Origin of the sequence: Pseudomonas sp. BF-B-30 (genome assembly GCF_019956305.1) — a bacterium.
Classification (GTDB): Bacteria; Pseudomonadota; Gammaproteobacteria; order Pseudomonadales; family Pseudomonadaceae; genus Aquipseudomonas; species Aquipseudomonas jessenii.
In genome coordinates, this window is record NZ_JAHBDG010000010.1 from 1 (window position 1) to 16,425 (window position 16,425).

Sequence of the window (16,425 nt, forward strand, 5' to 3'; positions counted from 1 at the left end):
TGGTAATGGTGGCGGAAATGGCGGCGGAAACGGCGCAGGTCACGGCGGCGGTATGGGGGGCGGACACGCCGGTACAGGCCACTCCGGCAGTAACGGCCGCGGCAACGGGCTGGACAGCGACCATGCCGGCAAATCCGTGCGCGACCATGGCCTGAGCGGGAACCACTACGGTAGTGAGCGCAACGATGATAACGGTCATGGCACCACGACCTCAGGCATCGCCCATTCCAAAGATACTCGCGGCATCTCCAAGGCCAGGGCTATTTCGGCCTCGACGCCGGGTGAGCACAACACCAAGGGCTTGAGTAAAGCCGGGCAGTCGACCTCGAAAAAAACCCATTGAGTTCGCGGCGACAGATCAGTTTCTGAAAAGCAAAAAACCCGCTGGAAGGCGGGTTTTTTTATACCTGGAAATTGACCACCGGCCACCACACACCGCGTTCCCCGCCAGGCACATCACTCACAACCAGCCCCCCAGCGGGCATTACACGGACAGAAAACGAGCCGCCTGGACACATCGCGCAGTGATTTGCGTTCGTGGGCGATTTGTCATGTTCAACGCCATTTCATTGTAGATATTAGTCAGCCCAACGCGATTTCAATGAGGCTGCACTGTGTTCCAACGACTTGTGTGTTCGCTGTCTGTTTTGAGCCTGTCCATCGCTGCCGCCCAGGCGGCCGAGACTGTCCCCCTCAACACTCCTCGCCTGAAGAGCATCGATAACTTGCGCGATGTCGCCGGTCTTGCCACCGCGTATTCCACGGCCAATGACGGCACCATGCGTGGCGGGGTGTTTTACCGCTCCAACGCGCTGACGCCATCGGCGGCGGATCTGGTAACCCTCAACGGTATGGGCATCAAGGCGGTCTACGACCTGCGCACGCCAACCGAAATCGCCGCCACGCCCGACACGATGCCCACGGGTGCGACGTACACCAACATCGACATCATCGGTGGCTCCACGTCGGGTGCGAACATCACCAACGTTGCGTTCCACAGCGCCGCCGAAGCCACCGCCATGATGCAGGACACCAACCGTGATTTCGTCCGCAACCCGGGGATGCGCAGCGAGTTCAACCAGCTGTTCAATGAACTGGCCACGGTCGACGGCGCCGCGCTGTTCCATTGCACCGCCGGCAAGGACCGTACGGGCTGGACCGCCGCCGTGCTGCAAAGCATCGCCGGGGTCGACGATGCCACCATCATGAGCAACTACCTGGCGACCAACGACTACACCGCCGCGCGCATCAAGGCGACCCTGGCGGCGTTGCCACCGAGCCTGGCGACCATCTATGGGCCGCTGATCGGTGTGGAGGCCAGTTATCTGCAAGCCGGCCTGGACGAGGTGACCGCGCAATACGGCACGATGGATAACTACCTCAAGCAAGGCCTCGGCCTGTCCCAGGAAACCATCTACGTGCTGCGCGGCAAGATGGTGTTCTACAACAGCCTGCCTGGCGCAGCGGACCTGGCCGGCAACGCCGCGGCCGGCGCGCAGTTGTTGCAGCAACTGCAGAACAGCAACCTGTCGGGCACCTACAGCGCCTACAACTACTACCTGCAGTCGGCCATCGATGCCCGCAGCCTCGGGGGCGTGGAGTCCACCGTCGGCGGTCAGGTGCACGCCGACGCCGCGAGCTACCTGCTGCGTCAGGGCGCGATGATCGAACAGGCCGCCGCGCCGTTCACCAGCGGCATCGACCTCAAGGCCGGGCAATATCGCCTGTGGAGCACCGCCCTGGCGGGGTATCTGGGCACGGATGGTTCGTCCCAGGCCTCCAGCAGCAACGAGCATAGCCAGGGCCTGATGATTGGCCTGACCCAGCGCTTTTCCGAACAGCTCAGCGCCCATGCCGGCTTCGGCTACAGCCGCGGCAATGTCGGTGGTGCAGGTGGCGAGGCCGATACCGACCTGACCTTCTTCAGCGTCGGCGCACGCTTTGCGCCGAACGGCCTGGAGCGTGGTCTGTTTGTGGATGCCAATGCCAGCGCGGGCTATCTCGATTACGAGAGCAAGCGCGAACTCGGCGGCGGTCTGGGCACGGCCAGGGGCGACAGCCATGGCAACCTCACCGGCGCGACCCTGGCGCTCGGTTACCGTGTGCCGGTCAACGGCGTGACCCTCGAGCCGAGCCTCGGTGTGCGGATCAGCCACGTCAACCTGTCGGGCTTCCAGGAAAAGGGCAGCGAACTGGCCCTGGACGTCGACGGCATCCACGAGACCCGCAAGAGCGCGGTGGCCAACCTCAACGCATCCTTTGCACCTGTCAGCCTCGGTGCCTGGCAAGTGGTGCCGGGTGTGCAAGTGGGCTACGAGCATGTGTTGGGCGACCATGAAGTCGACAGCGAAGGGCAACTGCTGGGCCTGGACATCGAACAGCAAGCCGCCTTCGACAACCGTGACCAGTTCACCGGTGGCGTCAATGTCATGGCCAACCTGGGCCCATGGAGCGTGGGTGCGCAAATCGGCGCCAGCGGTGGCGGCGACAGCCACGGCTTCAATGGCGGGTTGAAGGCCAGTTATCTGTTCTGACGATCAGTCAAGGCAATCTGTGTGAGTGAGCCTGCTCGCGAAGGCCAACTCACAGCCAACGAATAGGGCGGCTGACACTCCGCTTTCTCCCACACATCCTCAATTGGTCGCCATGGGGCGCGTTCGCCGGCCTTTTCTCACGTCTGCGGGACTGATGCCGTAGGCACTCTGGAAATACTGGCAAAACCGGCCGACATTGCTGAAGCCGTGTTGCAAGGCCACGTCCGTGACCGAAGGCGACACACCCTGGGACAGCGCGGCAAAGGCGCGCTCCAGGCGTACCTGGCGCTGATAGGCAACGATTGAAGTGCCCATGAAACGCTGAAAACCCTCCTGCAATGCGCGCAGGCTGACGTTGGTCAATTGCGCCAGTTCGGTACCGCTGGCCAGTCGGTCGGGATGCGCCTGAATGTACTCGACGGCCAGCTTCACATGTCGAGGCGCTATCAGTGGGGAGGGGCGCTGAAGGGCCTCGGTGAAGTTGTGCGGCCAGGTTTCGAGCACCGCGTCGACCAGCATTTCGCGAAGGCGTGAGGGCATCAGCGAGCCCGTATTGATCAGCAGGTCGAACTCGGTTCCGGTGGCCAGGTCCACCAGCGCCTTGATGCCCTGCAAGGCGGGTACGCTCAGATCCACCACGGGCTCAAAACAGATTTTTTGCAGGATCGGCTTGCCGAGCAACATCGACAGTCGTTCGGTGATCAGCGCCCGGCTGATCGAGATCCCGTGTTGCGCATGATTGTCGACAAAGCGCGCCGAGCGGACCTCGGCCTTGTCGATGGCCAGGCCGATCTGGGCGAAGCCAACCGACTCGGTGACGTGGTTGAAGATGATCTTGCCGGCGGTGGGAATGACGAACGTGATTTCATCAAGGGGGGCGGGAAATGCCACCGTGAAGTCACCGTGAAAGTGCATGCGACGAAAGCTGACACCTTCGTGTCTGCCGTAGACCCCGCCGATGCTGATGCTTTTTGGCGGCGGCGCAGAGTCGGAGTAAAGGTTGCCGAACAGGTTCAAGAACAACGCGCCAAAGTCGTCACAGCTCATGTCGTTGGACCTGATGATGATTTGCTTGCGCGTCGTGCTTGAGTACACCTGTAGTGTCACCTTGAGCGGTTGGGCAAAGCCCGGTACGGGGAACTGCCGATCGGAGTTCGAACGGATGCGGTTCGGGAAAGCGCTAGGACGTTATCAGTGACTAATGACAGGTTTGTTACCGGTTGTTGCCACTGTCGTCGCCGGCTCCGTTCACCCGACGCCACCGCTCGCACCGCACAACGGGTGGCACGAGCGGTACCGGGGCGTGGGCGGCCTGCAATGGCCGCGGCTATTTCACTGGTTCTGTTGCCTTGATATCCCCGCAAAAAATATCGACGTTGCCATCGGTCGAAGCCGTTCGCACGACCACCGAATACTTGCCGTCAAGCAGGGTTTGCAACGGCACAGGCGCGGTTCTGGTAAAAGACCAGCCGCGTACGGGTTGGCGTTCGGTGTTGACGGTGTCGTTCATCGCGTAGGCGACTGACCCGGGTTGCTGGCAGGTGCCGTTATTGATGAAAGAGTAAAGACGCAGGGGCAGCGTAACCCCCATTGGAGCACCGCTGATGAAGAAACTGAGTCCGGTTTTCTTGTCCCAGTCGGTCAAGGTGACGGTGCCGATCTGACCGGCGTTTTGCCGGGTGGCGACCAGGTTAACGTTCACGCCGTGGGTCGAAGAAGTGGTGCAGCCGAAAAGGCTTGCCGCAACCACGAGTGCTGCCAGTGAGGTTTTGAGCTTCATTGCCAAACTCCTGAGTTGAAGAACTGCAATGGGGAGAATTAGCGGGTATAGCTCATTTATCGCTTTCATGACGTCGTCCATACGAGGCTTCCACTTTCAGGAAGGACGTGTTGGAGGTATTCGGGCTCAATCAACGAATCCCTTCATCGCCGCGCAAACCGGCTACATTTGTAATCTACCGAGCCCGATTGCCCGGACGTTTGCCGGTGTATTCAACCCATGCCCCACCCTTGGAATTTCCTCAACCTGAGCTGATTGCCCGCCGGCACACGCGCTTCGATGCCTTTGAGGGTTTGCAATGGTTGCGCGTGCAGTTAAAGGATTGTGCGGTCTGTCGAGCCCACTCATCATCCGCATGGAAGATTTGCCACTGGAGTGACCGATGAATCAACAAGGCAGCCATCCGCAAGAGCGGATTCCAGGCACTCCACAGCGGAGAACCTTGCGCAGCCTGTTGATCCCGGAGTGGCTCGGCAGCTACCGGCCAGACTGGCTGCGCAGCGATGTGGTCGCCGGGCTGACGGCAGCGGCCGTGGTCATTCCCAAGGCGCTGGCGTACGCCACCATTGCCGGCCTGCCGGTGCAGGTCGGGCTGTACACGGCGCTGGTACCGATGGTGATCTATGCCGTGCTCGGCACGTCGCGCCCGCTTAGCGTCAGCACCACGACCACCCTGGCCATTCTTGCCGGCTCCGCGTTGGGCCAGATCAGCCCCGATGGCGATGCGGCGACCTTGCTCGCCGGTTCCGCCACGCTGGCCCTGATGGTGGGTGCGATCCTGATTGTCGCGGGGTTGCTGCGCCTGGGTTTCGTCGCCAATTTCATTTCCGAGCCGGTACTGGTGGGTTTCAAGGCCGGCATCGGCGTGGTCATCGTGCTCGACCAATTGCCCAAGCTGTTGGGCACGCACATCGACAAAGGCGGCTTCCTGCACAATCTGGTGGCCACGGTCCAGAGCATCGGCCATGCCTCGCTGCCGACCGTGGCGGTCGGTGTGTTCATGGTCCTGCTGCTGGTGGGCATGAAGCGTTTTACGCCCCGGCTGCCCGCACCTTTGATTGCGGTGGCGCTTGGCATCATCGGCATGAGCCTGTTTGGCCTGGAGCGCTTTGGTGTGTCCGCCGTCGGCGTGGTGCCGATCGGGTTGCCCGCACCGACCCTGCCGGTTTGGTCGATGGTCGAAACCCTGTGGTCCTCGGCGATGGGTATCGCGCTGATGAGTTTCACCGAAACCATCGCGGCGGGGCGCGCTTTCGCCCGCAGTGACGAGCCCGCGCCACAACCGAATCGGGAACTGCTGGCCACAGGCGTTGCCAACATCGGTGGCGCGTTTCTCGGGGCCATGGTCGCCGGTGGTGGGACCACCCAGACGGCAGTGAACCGCCTGGCCGGCGCCCGTTCGCAACTGGCCGCACTGGTCACCGCCGCACTGGCGCTGGGCACTTGCCTGCTGCTGGCACCGCTCATTGGCCTGATGCCCAACGCCACGCTCGCCGCCGTGGTGATCGTGTATTCGGTGGGCCTGATCGAACCGGCGCAATTTCGCGAAATCCTGGCGGTTCGCCGTACCGAATTTGCCTGGGCCGTGGTGGCCATGATCGGCGTGATACTGCTGGGCACGCTGCAAGGGATCGTCGTGGCGATTATCGTCTCGTTGCTGGCCCTGGCCTACCAGGTCTCGGACCCGCCCGTGCACGTACTGGGACGCAAGCCTGGCACCAACGTCTATCGTCCGCAGGCCACCGACAACGAAGACGACGAACACTTTGACGGATTGCTGTTGCTCAGGCCCGAAGGCCGGGTGTTCTTCGCCAATGCCGAGCGCATCGCCGACAAGATCCGGCCGCTGATTGACGTGGCGAACCCCAAGGTCGTGGTCCTGGACCTGCGCAGTGTGTTCGACCTGGAATACACCGCGCTGAAAATGCTCACCGGCGCGGAGCAGCGCATGAGAGAGAAAGGCATTTCACTGTGGCTGGTGGGCATGAGTCCGGGCGTATGGGACATGGTCATAAAGGCCCCCTTGGGCCATACGCTGGGCGAGGCCCGGATGTTCTTGAACCTGGAACAGGCTGTTGAACATTACCAGCGCAGCCGACGCTGAATGAACGCGGCCGGGCGCGTTCCGGACGCTGTGTAACGCATTGAAGGAGGTAACGGGCATGGCAAAGAAGAAGGCGGCAACCAAAAGCAAACCGATCGAAAGCGGCAAGCTAAAGAACAAGGATTATCTCGAGGAACTGGCGCGGCTGCATGTCGAGCTGGTCAAGCTGCAAGAGTGGGTGCAGCACTCGGGCGCCAAGGTCTGCATCGTCTTTGAGGGCCGTGATGGCGCCGGCAAGGGTGGGACAATCAAGGCGTTGACCGAACGGGTCAGTCCGCGGGTGTTCAGGGTGATGGCGCTGCCGGCACCGACCGAGCGGGAAAAAAGCCAGATGTATGTGCAACGTTATCTGCCGCACCTGCCGGCGGCCGGTGAAGTGGTGATCTTCGATCGCAGCTGGTACAACCGCGCCGGTGTCGAGCGGGTCATGGGGTTCTGCAGCGACGAGCAGGTGCACACCTTTCTCACCGGGGTGCCGCGCGTCGAGCAGGCACTGGTCGAATCGGGAATCATCCTGATCAAGTACTGGCTTGAAGTGAGCCAGGAGGAGCAGACCCGACGCCTCAAGTCGCGTATCACCGACGGGCGCAAGATCTGGAAGCTGTCACCCATGGACCTCAAGTCCTATAACCGCTGGTACGACTACTCCCGTGCCCGGGACGACATGTTCAAATTCACCGACACCGAATTCGCCCCGTGGCGGGTCGCCAACTCGAATGACAAGCGACGGGCGCGACTGAACATCATCAGTGATGTGCTGAACAGTATTCCTTATGAAGAAATACCGCGGGCAAAAGTGAAACTGCCCAAACGCCAAAGTCCCGGAAACTATCGGGATCCGAACTATCCGTTCAAGTACATCCCGGAAAAATTCTGATCGATGCATTGGGCAGGAGCCGGCCTACGCCAGCTCCTGCTGCATGCCATCAGGCCTTGATCACGTACCCATACGCCCGGGTACGACCGCCTTCCTGCTTCAGGTACACGCCCTGCAGCTCCGGTGTGAACCCGGGCAAGCGGTTGATGCCTTCCTCCAACGCCAGGAAGTACTTGAGCACCGCGCCTCCCCAGATTTCACCCGGCACCACGCACAGCACCCCCGGCGGATAAGGCAACGCACCCTCGGCCGCAATGCGCCCGTCGGCATCCGCCAGCGCCACCAGTTCGACGTTGCCGCGGATGTACTCGATTTGCGCTTGCTGCGGGTTCATGGCCTTTTTCGGGAAGTGTTCCTTGCGGAACATGTCCTTCTGCAACTGCTGCACATTGTGGTGGCGGTACAGGTCATGCATTTCCTGGCAGAGCTGGCGAATGGTGTAGTTGCGATAGCGCTCCTGATGCTGCGCGTAGATGGCCGGCAGCACCCGGCTCATCGGCGCGTCATCGCTGATGAAACGTTCGAAACGGGCGATCTGCGCGGCCAGGTGGGTCATCTTCGCCCAGTCTTCGGCCGGGGTGAGCAGGAACAGAATGGAGTTGAGGTCGCATTTTTCCGGAACGATGCCGTTCTCGCGCAGGAAGTTGGCCAGGATGCCGGCGTGAATGCCGAAGTCGGTGTAGCTGCCATCCACCGGGTCGATGCCCGGCGTGGTGAACAGCAGCTTGCACGGGTCGATGAAGTACTGCTTCTCGGCGTAGCCGGCAAAGGCGTGCCAGCGGTCCTTGGGGTGGAACTCGAAGAAGCGGATGTCATTGGCAATGTCTTCGGTTGGATAGTCTTCCCAGGCGCGCCCTTCAATGGTATCCGGCACGAACGGCCGGACCATGGTGCAGGCTTCGAGGATCAACTTGCGCGCTTCGATGCCGAACTTCACACAGTCTTCCCACAGGCGCAGGCCGCTGCGGCCCGAGTGAATGCGCGCATTCACATCCAGCGAAGCGAACAGCGGGTAGAAGGGGCTGGTGGACGCCTGGGCCATGAACGCGTTGTTGAGCCGGTGATGGTTGCAATAGCGCGCCTGGCCTTTGATGTGGCGGTCCTTCTTGTGCACCTGGGAGGCCTGGGAAAAACCGGCCTGCTGTTTGTGCACCGACTGGGTGACGAAGATGCCCGGGTCGTTCTCGTTGAGGTCGAGCAACAGCGGCGAGCAGTCTTTCATCATCGGGATGAACTGCTCGTAGCCGACCCACGCCGAGTCGAACAGGATGTAGTCACACAGCTTGCCGATGCGGTCGACGACTTGGCGGGCGTTGTAGACGGTGCCGTCATAGGTGCCCAGTTGAATGATCGCCAGTCGGAACGGCCGTGGCAGTTGCGCCTTGTCCGGGGCGACTTCGGTGATCAGTTCGCGCAGATAGTCTTCGTCGAAACAGTGGGCGTCGATGCCGCCGATGAAGCCGTAGGGGTTGCGCGCGGTTTCCAGATACACCGGCGTGGCGCCGGCCTGCAACAGCGCGCCCTGGTGGTTGGATTTGTGGTTGTTGCGGTCGAAAAGCACCAGATCGCCGGGGGTCAACAGGGCGTTGGTCACCACCTTGTTCGACGCCGAGGTGCCGTTGAGCACGAAGTAGGTCTTGTCGGCGTTGAACACCTGCGCGGCGTGTTTCTGCGCCAGCAGCGCCGGGCCTTCGTGGATCAGCAGGTCGCCGAGCTTGACGTCGGCGTTGCACATGTCGGCGCGAAACAGCGTCTCGCCGAAGAAATCGAAAAACTGTCGCCCCGCCGGATGCTTGCGAAAGAACTGGCCGCCCTGGTGACCGGGGCAGGCAAAGGTTGCGTTGGCCGCCTCGGTGTACCGTTTGAGCGAATCGAAGAAGGGCGGCAGCAGGCTTTCTTCATAGGCTTTGGCCGCTGTCTCCAGTTGGTTGCCATGGTATCCGACGTTACTGGGGGACAGGTCGAAGATGCCGTTCACTTGCAGCAGCACGTCATTGAGGTGTTTGTAGACCTCCCGGGGGCGGGTGCTGGTGCCGGGGGACGGCACCAGGAAAATCGGCACATCAAAACCGGTGCGCTGAATGATGTCCAACGCTCCAGCCAACACATCATTGACCGACACCACGGCCACGGCGACGTCGGTGAAGTCGGTTTGACTGAGCGGGACCACCTCCCGGGTGTTCAGGAAACATTCGGAGGTGCCATCGCTGGCGGCGATTTTCAGAGCTTTCATGGGTGGTGTCTCCTGGCGGGCACTCATTTGTCCGCGGCTTTTTTAGAGAGCAACTTCCGAGGGAGCCTTCCAGTTCCCCTGATCGGAAATCATGTCACCACTGGTTATAGAGCATATTTCTGATCTGTCAGGCGTTTTACCGCGACCTTGCACAACTTGACGTCTCACGACCTGTCGATCAGGCGTGTACCAGCGCAATCGTGAACGAGACCACGATCATGCACGCAAAAGCAAAATTGATATTCATGAGGTTTCCATCCGAAACATGAGTGACGGCGCCATCTTGAACAGGTCACGGGAAAATAAAAAATTCGGCGTAATGATTTGAAAGATCGAAAAAAATGATACTTGGAGGTGTTTGCCTGGCCGCCCGTTTGTGTTTGTCCCGTGCTTTGGCTAATCTCGCCGAAGAGCGCAATTTCACGCATAAACGGGCAAAAACATGCACGACAACCATTCCGCTGCCGAGCTTCCATCCGTACGCCGGCAAAAAATCCTGTTGATCCTCGAACGAGACGGCAAGGTCATGGCCTCGGAGTTGAGCCAGCATTTCGCGGTGTCCGAAGACACCATCCGCCGGGATCTGGCGGAACTGGCCAGTGTCGGCCTGGTGCAGCGGGTACACGGCGGGGCGTTGCCGCGTCCCAAGGACACGGGCAAGGACTATTTCACCCGGATCAGTGAAACCGATGAGGTGAAAACCCATCTGGCGCAATTGGCTGCGCGACGGGTGCAAGACGGTCAGATCGTGGTGTTCGACTCCGGCACTACCACCTTGCAGATCGCGCGTTCGCTGCCGGCGGACATCGCCATTACCGCGATCACCGCGTCGCCGATGACCGCCATCACCTTGTCCGAATACAAAGGCATCAAGGTGATTCTGGCGGGCGGCCAGCTCAACCCGGCGACGATGTCGGCCAGCGGTCACGAAACCCTGCGGTTGCTGGCGGGCATCAAGGCCGATCTGCTGTTTACCGGGGTTTGCGCGATTCACCCGCAGGTGGGCTTGAGCTCACTGCATTTTGATGAAGTGCCGGTGAAACAGGCGATGCTCGACTGTGCCTCTCACGTGATTGCCGTCACCACGGCGGACAAACTCGGGGCGGTGGAACCCTTTGTCGTCGCGCCTTGCAACCGCGTGCACACGCTGATCACCGAACGACATGTGGCGTCTGGCAATGTTGAAGACTACCGGGGGCTGGGGATCGAGGTGGTGCAGGCGCAGGCTTGAGCACTTTTTTGTGTCCACCGAAGATCAAACTGTGGGAGCGGGCTTGCTCGCGAAGGCGGTGTGACTGCCGCTGAATATGTGTTGAATGTACCGACCCCTTCGCGAGCAAGCCCGCTCCCACAGGGATTGATGTCGAGCTCAAGTATCGAGGCCAGCACAAACACGTGATTGCCGTCACCACGGCGGACAAACTCGGGGCGGTGGAACCCTTTGTCGTCGCGCCTTGCAACCGCGTGCACACGCTGATCACCGAACGACATGTGGCGTCTGGCAATGTCGAGGACTACCGGGCGCTGGGGATTGATGTCGAGCTCAAATATCGAGGCCAGCACAAACAACATCCATGTTGAATGTATTGGCCGGTAACCTCAGCGCAGTCGCTCAAGCATCTGGTAGTACCACATGCCGGCGGCGAGCATCGGGTTGCCGAGCAGGTCGCCCATGGGCACGCGGATGTGCTGGCAGGCGGCGAAGGTGTCGAACTGTTCCAGCTGCCCGGTGATCGCACGGCCCATTATTTCGCCCATGATGTGGGTGGTGGCGATGCCGTGGCCGGAGTAGCCCTGGCAATACCAGACGTTGTCCGACAGCTTGCCCAGTTGCGGGATGCGGTTGATCACGATGCCCATCGCGCAGCTCCATTGGTAATCGATGGCCACGCCTTTGAGCGCCGGGAAGGTCTGCTCGATGCACGGACGCAGCTCGGCGGCGATATCGCGCGAATCCTTGCCGCTGTAGTTGGCGCCGCCCCCGAACAACAGGCGACCGTCAGCGGTGAGGCGGTAGTAATCGAGCACGAAGCGGCAGTCATAGACCGCCAGGTCTTCGGGGTTGATCTGTCTGGCCAGATCGCCCAGCGGCGCAGTGGTGACGATGCCGCCCATGGCCGGGAAAATCTTGCCCTTGAGCTTGCCCGGTTCCAGCTTGTGGTAGACGTCGCCGGCCAGCAGCACCTGGTTGGCGTCGATGTGTCCGTGGGCGGTGCGCACTCCAGGCGTGTCCCCATGGATGATCTCCAGCACTTCGCTGTTCTCGAAGATCAACGCACCGAGGCTTTCGGCTGCGCGGGCCTCGCCGATGCACAGGTTGAGCGGGTGCAGGTGCATGTTGCGGGTGTTCTTGATTGCGCCGTGGTAGAGGTCGCTTTGCAGCAGGTCGCGCACCTGGCTGCGGTCGAGCAGGCTGACCTCGTCACCCATGCCTCGGTGCACCGCCTCTTCGTAATCCTTGCGCAAGCCGGCCATGTGCGCGGGTTTGTACGCCGCGTGCAGGTGGCCGTGCTTGAGGTCGCAGGCGATGCCGTATTTTTCCACGCGCTGCCGGATGATCTGGTGCCCGCGCCAGCGCAGGTTCCAGATGAAATCATCGACTTCATCACCGATGGTGCGGCGCATCTGTTTGCGCATGGCTTCATCGCCCGACAGGCTGCCGGTGACCTGGCCGCCATTGCGCCCGGTGGCACCCCAGCCGATCTTGTGGCTTTCGACGATGGCGACCTTCAGGCCTTTTTCCGCCAGCTCGACGGCAGTGGCCACGCCAGTGAAACCGCCGCCGATGATCACCACGTCAACCCGGTGCCGGCCTTGCAGCGTCGGGTAATCGGTGTCCTGGTTGAGGGTGGCGGTGTAGTAGGAATTGCAACGTTGAGTCATGTCGGTGTCCAGGCAAAATTGGGAGAAACCAATGCCGGTCAGGTGAGCACAGTCATTGTGGGAGCGGGCTTGCTCGCGAAGAGGCCCGCACATCCAGCACTTGAGGTGACTGACACACCGCTTTCGCGAGCAAGCCCGCTCCCACAGGTTCTGTGTATGGCTGAGCAGGGTTCACGCGGACCGGGATAGCGAAGGAGGGGGCTCGCCGATCAGGCGAGCAGGGCGCTATCCGGCGGACGTGCGGAGTGACGCAGTTTGGAGCGGCGCAGGGCCATGGGCAGGTTGACGATGCGCTTCATGCAATGCCGTCCACGGCCAGCAGCGAGGTGGCCTGGATCGAGAGGTTCAGCAGGTGCTGTTCTGACGGCAAAGTACGCATGGCGCAGGTTTCCGGCGGCGGAAATCGTCGGTGGCCAGTAGCACAAGCCATCCGGGGGATGGCTGGATACTAGGGAGGATTGCGGCGCGTGTAAATGTTTGATTCAGAACATCAGGTGCACACCCAGGCCGATCAACCCGCAGCCGATCAACACCTCGATCACCCCGCGCTTGAATCCAAGCAATGCAACGCCCGCGACTATCGCGATCAGCAACGAAGGCCAGTCCAGTGCTCCTTCGAAGCCTTTGGGCCACAGCACGTGGTAGGCAAAGAAACAGGCCAGGTTGAGAATCACGCCCACCACGGCGGCCGTAATGGCCGTCAGTGGCGCGGTGAACTTGAGTTCGTTGTGCGTCGATTCCACCAGCGGCCCGCCGGCGAGGATGAACAGGAACGAGGGCAGGAAGGTGAACCAGGTCACCAGCGATGCGGCGATGGCGCCGGCAACGAAGGCCTGATCCGGGCCGAAGACCTGATGCACGTAGGCGCCGATAAAACCGACGAAGGCGACAACCATGATCAACGGCCCCGGCGTGGTTTCACCGAGTGCCAGGCCGTCGATCATCTGCGTCGGCGTCAGCCATCCGTAGTGGCCGACCGCGCCCTGGTAGACATACGGCAACACCGCGTAGGCGCCGCCAAAGGTCAGCAGCGCGGCCTTGGTGAAGAACCAGGCCATCTGGGTCAGCGTGCCTTCCCAGCCGAACAGTGCGGTGAGCATGGCCATGGGCAGTGTCCACAAGATCGCACCGATCACGGCCAGACGCGCCAGTTTCCAGCCACTGAAGCGGGCGTGTCCGGGGGTTGGGGTGTCGTCGTCGATCACTGCCGGGCCGTAGGAGCGTTTCGCAGCGCTGTGGCCACCGGTCCTGAATTTTTCCGGTGCCAGTCGCCCGCCGAAATAACCGATGACCGCCGCGCCGAGCACGATCAACGGAAACGGCACATTGAGCACGAAGATGGCCATGAAGGACGCGGCGGCGATGCCCCATAACCAGCCGTTCTTCAGCGCCCTCGAGCCGATCCGGTGAGCCGCCTGCACCACGATTGCCGTGACCGCAGGCTTGATCCCGTAGAACAGTCCGGCGACCACGGGCACGTCACCAAAGGCGATGTACACCCAGGACAGCGCAATCAGGATGAACAGCGACGGCAATACAAACAGCACGCCAGCGATCACACCGCCCCAGGTCCGGTGCATCAGCCAGCCGATGTAGGTCGCCAACTGCTGAGCCTCAGGCCCGGGCAGCAACATGCAATAGTTGAGGGCATGCAGAAAGCGCCGCTCGGAGATCCAGCGCCGGCGTTCGACCAGCTCCTGATGCATGATCGAAATCTGCCCCGCCGGCCCGCCGAAACTGATGAAACCAAGCTTGAGCCAGAACAGGAAGGCTTCGCGCAGGCTGATGGACCGGGGTTGCAGTACATCCTGTTGCGTGATCGGGGAGGGCGTGGGGCTCAAGCGGAAACTCCTTGTGCAGAAAAGCTTTGAGCCGATGACTGTAGCTAGGCCGGAGCGCGTTGCATAGCCGCCTCATGCGGCCTATCTGCCCAGCGCTCGACGGCTGACCGGTCGCTGTCACGGGCATCGACCCAGCGTGCGCCGGACGCCACGTCTTCGCGTTTCCAGAACGGCGCGTCGGTTTTCAGGTAGTCCATGATGAATGCACAGGCTTCGAAAGCGGCTTGACGATGGGGGCTGCTGACGCCGACAAACACGATCGGCTCGCTGATCGACAACGGGCCGATCCGATGCACGATCTGCACGGCGTTCAATGGCCATCGGGCCCTGGCATTGTCGACGATTTTTTGCAGCGAACGTTCGGTCATGCCCGGGTAGTGCTCCAGAAACAACCCGCTGATCGCCTCACCCTGATTGATGTCGCGCACATAGCCGACGAAGTTGACCACGGCACCCACCCCCGGATCGTGTGCCTGCAGGCTGTCGATCAGCCGGCCGACGTCGAACATTTCACGCTGGACCCGAACCGACATGTCTCAACCCCCGGTGACCGGTGGAAAAAAGGCGATCTCGTCATAGTCCTCGATCACCCGGTCTGGATGGCACAGCTCCTGGTTCAGCGCACACATCAGGTTGCTTTCACCCAGCACATGGCTCCACACCTCACCGCGAGCCATCAGCAGTCGGCGCACGTCCTCGATGGTCTTGAGGCTGTCGGTCAGGGGCAGTTTTTCACCGCCCAGGTTGAGCTGCTCGCGGTAACGGGCGAAGTAATTGATCAGGATCATTGCGCGTCCTCGAACTTGAAATGACCGGAGCGGCCACCTTGTTTACTCAGCAGGCGGATGTCATCGATGACCATGCCCCGGTCTACCGCCTTGCACATGTCATAGAGGGTCAGCGCCGCCACGCTGACGGCGGTCAGGGCTTCGAGTTCGACCCCAGTCTGGCCCTCGACGCGGCACGTACTGAGGATTTTCACGCTGTCGGGTGTGCAGGCCTTGAGTTCGACGTGGATCGAACTGAGCAGAAGGGTGTGGCACAGCGGGATCAGCTCATGGGTTTTCTTTGCCGCCATGATTCCAGCGATCCGCGCCACGGCAAATACGTCGCCCTTGGGGTGGCCGTCGCTTTGAATCAGCTTCAGGGTTTCCGGGCGCATCCGCACCCAGGCCTGGGCCTGGGCTTCACGCAGCGTCGAGGTTTTTTCGCTGACATCGACCATGTTGGCGCGACCCTGGCTATCGAGGTGGGTCAGGCCATCGGGCGATGCATCTGAAATGTCTGTCATGGGAGTTTCCTGCGCTTGCCAGCGCGGTGATCAGGTGAAGGCATCATGCCGGGCTGTAAATGCGTGGTGCGTTGCGGTGGGGGATGTGAATCAGGTTGAGGCGATGTTTGATTGCCCATTGCACGGTCAGGGCGGTGGGTGCCGACAGACTGACCAGCGTACCGAGCCTGGCCCTGACGGCCTTGTGGATCAGTTCGAGGCTGCAACGGCTGGTGACCACGGTGAAGCCGCAACGGCTGTCGATGCCGGCGTGTTGCAGGGCACCGATCAACTTGTCCAGCGCGTTGTGGCGGCCAATGTCTTCGCGGCAGATCAGCGCGTTGCCTTGGGGGTCGAAGTACAGCGCCGCGTGCAGCGCACCGCTGCTGCGGGCCATTTGTTGGGCCTGTTCGATGCGGTTGCGGATGTCGATGAAATGCTCGGCGGGCGGCAGGGCAACCGACTCCAGAATCTGCAGTTTCGGCAGGGCCTGCTCCAGCGCTTCCACACCGCACAGCCCGCAACCACTGGTGCCGGCCATTTGCCGACGATGGTTCTTCAGCGCCCAGAATGCGCGGCTGGAGATCTGCACGTCGGCTTGAACGGCCTGGTCGAATCGGGTGAGGCGCAAGTCGTAGATTTCGCTCTGGTCCTCAACGATGTCGTTGCTGACGCTGAAGCCACGGATGAAGTCTTCGAGGTTGCCCGGCGACACCATCATCACCGCCTGACTCAGACCGTTGTAGGTGATTGCCAGGGCAATCTCTGATGCCAGCGCCGCCTGACAGACTGACGCGGCGTTGTCGTACTCGCGAAAGTTCACACTCAACGGTTGGGGCGCGGGGGCATTGGTGTCGCTTCGAACATCGGTTTGTTCAACTTGGCACAACATGAAAAGAACCT

The 16,425-nt window shown here is 61.3% G+C and carries 13 protein-coding genes and 2 pseudogenes; 6 read left to right on the forward strand and 9 right to left on the reverse strand.

What is annotated here, in order from left to right; genetic code table 11:
* Both KGB29_RS06045 and KGB29_RS06050 read left to right on the forward strand, forming a co-directional pair.
* Nucleotides 1-343: pseudogene (locus KGB29_RS06045) on the forward strand (hypothetical protein); the annotation flags it as partial.
* 271 nt (nucleotides 344-614) lie between these two features.
* Entirely contained in the window at nucleotides 615-2,534 is a 1,920-nt protein-coding gene (locus KGB29_RS06050) for a tyrosine-protein phosphatase (protein WP_150814406.1), read from the forward strand.
* 99 nt (nucleotides 2,535-2,633) lie between these two features.
* On the opposite strand, the gene KGB29_RS06055 is transcribed toward KGB29_RS06050, so the two are convergent.
* Nucleotides 2,634-3,581, reverse strand: a complete 948-nt coding sequence (locus KGB29_RS06055; protein ID WP_223473444.1) for a helix-turn-helix transcriptional regulator — start codon at nucleotides 3,579-3,581, stop codon at nucleotides 2,634-2,636.
* Nucleotides 3,582-3,861: 280 nt separating this feature from the next.
* Nucleotides 3,862-4,314, reverse strand: coding sequence for a hypothetical protein (locus tag KGB29_RS06060; protein ID WP_090456151.1), 453 nt, complete (start codon nucleotides 4,312-4,314; stop codon nucleotides 3,862-3,864).
* Nucleotides 4,315-4,696: 382 nt separating this feature from the next.
* Between KGB29_RS06060 and KGB29_RS06065 the strand changes: the two genes are divergently transcribed.
* Both KGB29_RS06065 and ppk2 read left to right on the forward strand, forming a co-directional pair.
* A complete protein-coding gene (locus tag KGB29_RS06065; protein ID WP_150814408.1) occupies nucleotides 4,697-6,418 on the forward strand; it encodes a SulP family inorganic anion transporter in 1,722 nt (573 codons plus the stop codon).
* Nucleotides 6,419-6,476: 58 nt separating this feature from the next.
* Nucleotides 6,477-7,295, forward strand: coding sequence for a polyphosphate kinase 2 (ppk2, locus tag KGB29_RS06070; RefSeq protein ID WP_150814409.1), 819 nt, complete (start codon nucleotides 6,477-6,479; stop codon nucleotides 7,293-7,295).
* Nucleotides 7,296-7,344: 49 nt separating this feature from the next.
* On the opposite strand, the gene speF is transcribed toward ppk2, so the two are convergent.
* Nucleotides 7,345-9,528: an ornithine decarboxylase SpeF gene (gene speF / locus KGB29_RS06075; RefSeq protein WP_218543899.1), complete on the reverse strand. Its 2,184-nt coding sequence runs from the start codon at nucleotides 9,526-9,528 to the stop codon at nucleotides 7,345-7,347.
* Between the two features lie 442 nt (nucleotides 9,529-9,970).
* Between speF and KGB29_RS06080 the strand changes: the two genes are divergently transcribed.
* Together KGB29_RS06080 and KGB29_RS06085 are read left to right on the forward strand one after the other, a co-directional pair.
* The gene (locus KGB29_RS06080) at nucleotides 9,971-10,759 is read left to right on the forward strand and encodes a DeoR/GlpR family DNA-binding transcription regulator (RefSeq protein ID WP_150815388.1); all 789 of its coding nucleotides are present in this window, start codon (nucleotides 9,971-9,973) and stop codon (nucleotides 10,757-10,759) included.
* A gap of 161 nt (nucleotides 10,760-10,920) precedes the next feature.
* Nucleotides 10,921-11,109: pseudogene (locus tag KGB29_RS06085) on the forward strand (hypothetical protein); the annotation flags it as partial.
* A gap of 18 nt (nucleotides 11,110-11,127) precedes the next feature.
* On the opposite strand, the gene KGB29_RS06090 reads toward KGB29_RS06085, so the two are convergent.
* From KGB29_RS06090 to fdhD, 6 genes are all read right to left on the reverse strand, one after another.
* Nucleotides 11,128-12,411 carry an NAD(P)/FAD-dependent oxidoreductase gene (locus tag KGB29_RS06090; protein ID WP_150814412.1) on the reverse strand — a complete coding sequence of 428 codons (1,284 nt, stop codon included), beginning with the start codon at nucleotides 12,409-12,411 and terminating at the stop codon, nucleotides 11,128-11,130.
* Between the two features lie 482 nt (nucleotides 12,412-12,893).
* Nucleotides 12,894-14,252, reverse strand: coding sequence for a chromate efflux transporter (chrA, locus tag KGB29_RS06095; RefSeq protein ID WP_150814413.1), 1,359 nt, complete (start codon nucleotides 14,250-14,252; stop codon nucleotides 12,894-12,896).
* Nucleotides 14,253-14,296: 44 nt separating this feature from the next.
* The gene (gene moaE / locus KGB29_RS06100; RefSeq protein WP_150814414.1) at nucleotides 14,297-14,785 is read right to left on the reverse strand and encodes a molybdopterin synthase catalytic subunit MoaE; all 489 of its coding nucleotides are present in this window, start codon (nucleotides 14,783-14,785) and stop codon (nucleotides 14,297-14,299) included.
* Between the two features lie 3 nt (nucleotides 14,786-14,788).
* Nucleotides 14,789-15,040 (reverse strand): molybdopterin converting factor subunit 1, encoded by a 252-nt coding sequence (gene moaD / locus KGB29_RS06105; RefSeq protein WP_090456136.1) that lies wholly within the window; start codon nucleotides 15,038-15,040, stop codon nucleotides 14,789-14,791.
* On the reverse strand, nucleotides 15,037-15,543 hold the full coding sequence (moaC, locus tag KGB29_RS06110; RefSeq protein ID WP_150814415.1) for a cyclic pyranopterin monophosphate synthase MoaC: 507 nt from the start codon (nucleotides 15,541-15,543) through the stop codon (nucleotides 15,037-15,039). The genes moaD and moaC overlap by 4 nt, the downstream gene beginning before the upstream one ends.
* A 43-nt stretch (nucleotides 15,544-15,586) precedes the next feature.
* On the reverse strand, nucleotides 15,587-16,414 hold the full coding sequence (gene fdhD, locus KGB29_RS06115) for a formate dehydrogenase accessory sulfurtransferase FdhD (protein WP_150814416.1): 828 nt from the start codon (nucleotides 16,412-16,414) through the stop codon (nucleotides 15,587-15,589).
* Between the last annotated feature and the right edge of the window lie 11 nt (nucleotides 16,415-16,425).

What these genes read in the sequence shown, in the direction of transcription:
- fdhD (WP_150814416.1), bottom strand. Translation starts at nt 16,414, where the DNA reads ATGTTGTGCCAAGTTGAACAAACCGATGTTCGAAGCGACACCAATGCC.
- moaE (WP_150814414.1), bottom strand. Translation starts at nt 14,785, where the DNA reads ATGTCGGTTCGGGTCCAGCGTGAAATGTTCGACGTCGGCCGGCTGATC.
- moaD (WP_090456136.1), bottom strand. Translation starts at nt 15,040, where the DNA reads ATGATCCTGATCAATTACTTCGCCCGTTACCGCGAGCAGCTCAACCTG.
- KGB29_RS06080 (WP_150815388.1), top strand. Translation starts at nt 9,971, where the DNA reads ATGCACGACAACCATTCCGCTGCCGAGCTTCCATCCGTACGCCGGCAA.
- KGB29_RS06060 (WP_090456151.1), bottom strand. Translation starts at nt 4,314, where the DNA reads ATGAAGCTCAAAACCTCACTGGCAGCACTCGTGGTTGCGGCAAGCCTT.
- ppk2 (WP_150814409.1), top strand. Translation starts at nt 6,477, where the DNA reads ATGGCAAAGAAGAAGGCGGCAACCAAAAGCAAACCGATCGAAAGCGGC.
- moaC (WP_150814415.1), bottom strand. Translation starts at nt 15,543, where the DNA reads ATGACAGACATTTCAGATGCATCGCCCGATGGCCTGACCCACCTCGAT.
- KGB29_RS06090 (WP_150814412.1), bottom strand. Translation starts at nt 12,411, where the DNA reads ATGACTCAACGTTGCAATTCCTACTACACCGCCACCCTCAACCAGGAC.
- speF (WP_218543899.1), bottom strand. Translation starts at nt 9,528, where the DNA reads ATGAAAGCTCTGAAAATCGCCGCCAGCGATGGCACCTCCGAATGTTTC.
- KGB29_RS06055 (WP_223473444.1), bottom strand. Translation starts at nt 3,581, where the DNA reads ATGAGCTGTGACGACTTTGGCGCGTTGTTCTTGAACCTGTTCGGCAAC.
- KGB29_RS06065 (WP_150814408.1), top strand. Translation starts at nt 4,697, where the DNA reads ATGAATCAACAAGGCAGCCATCCGCAAGAGCGGATTCCAGGCACTCCA.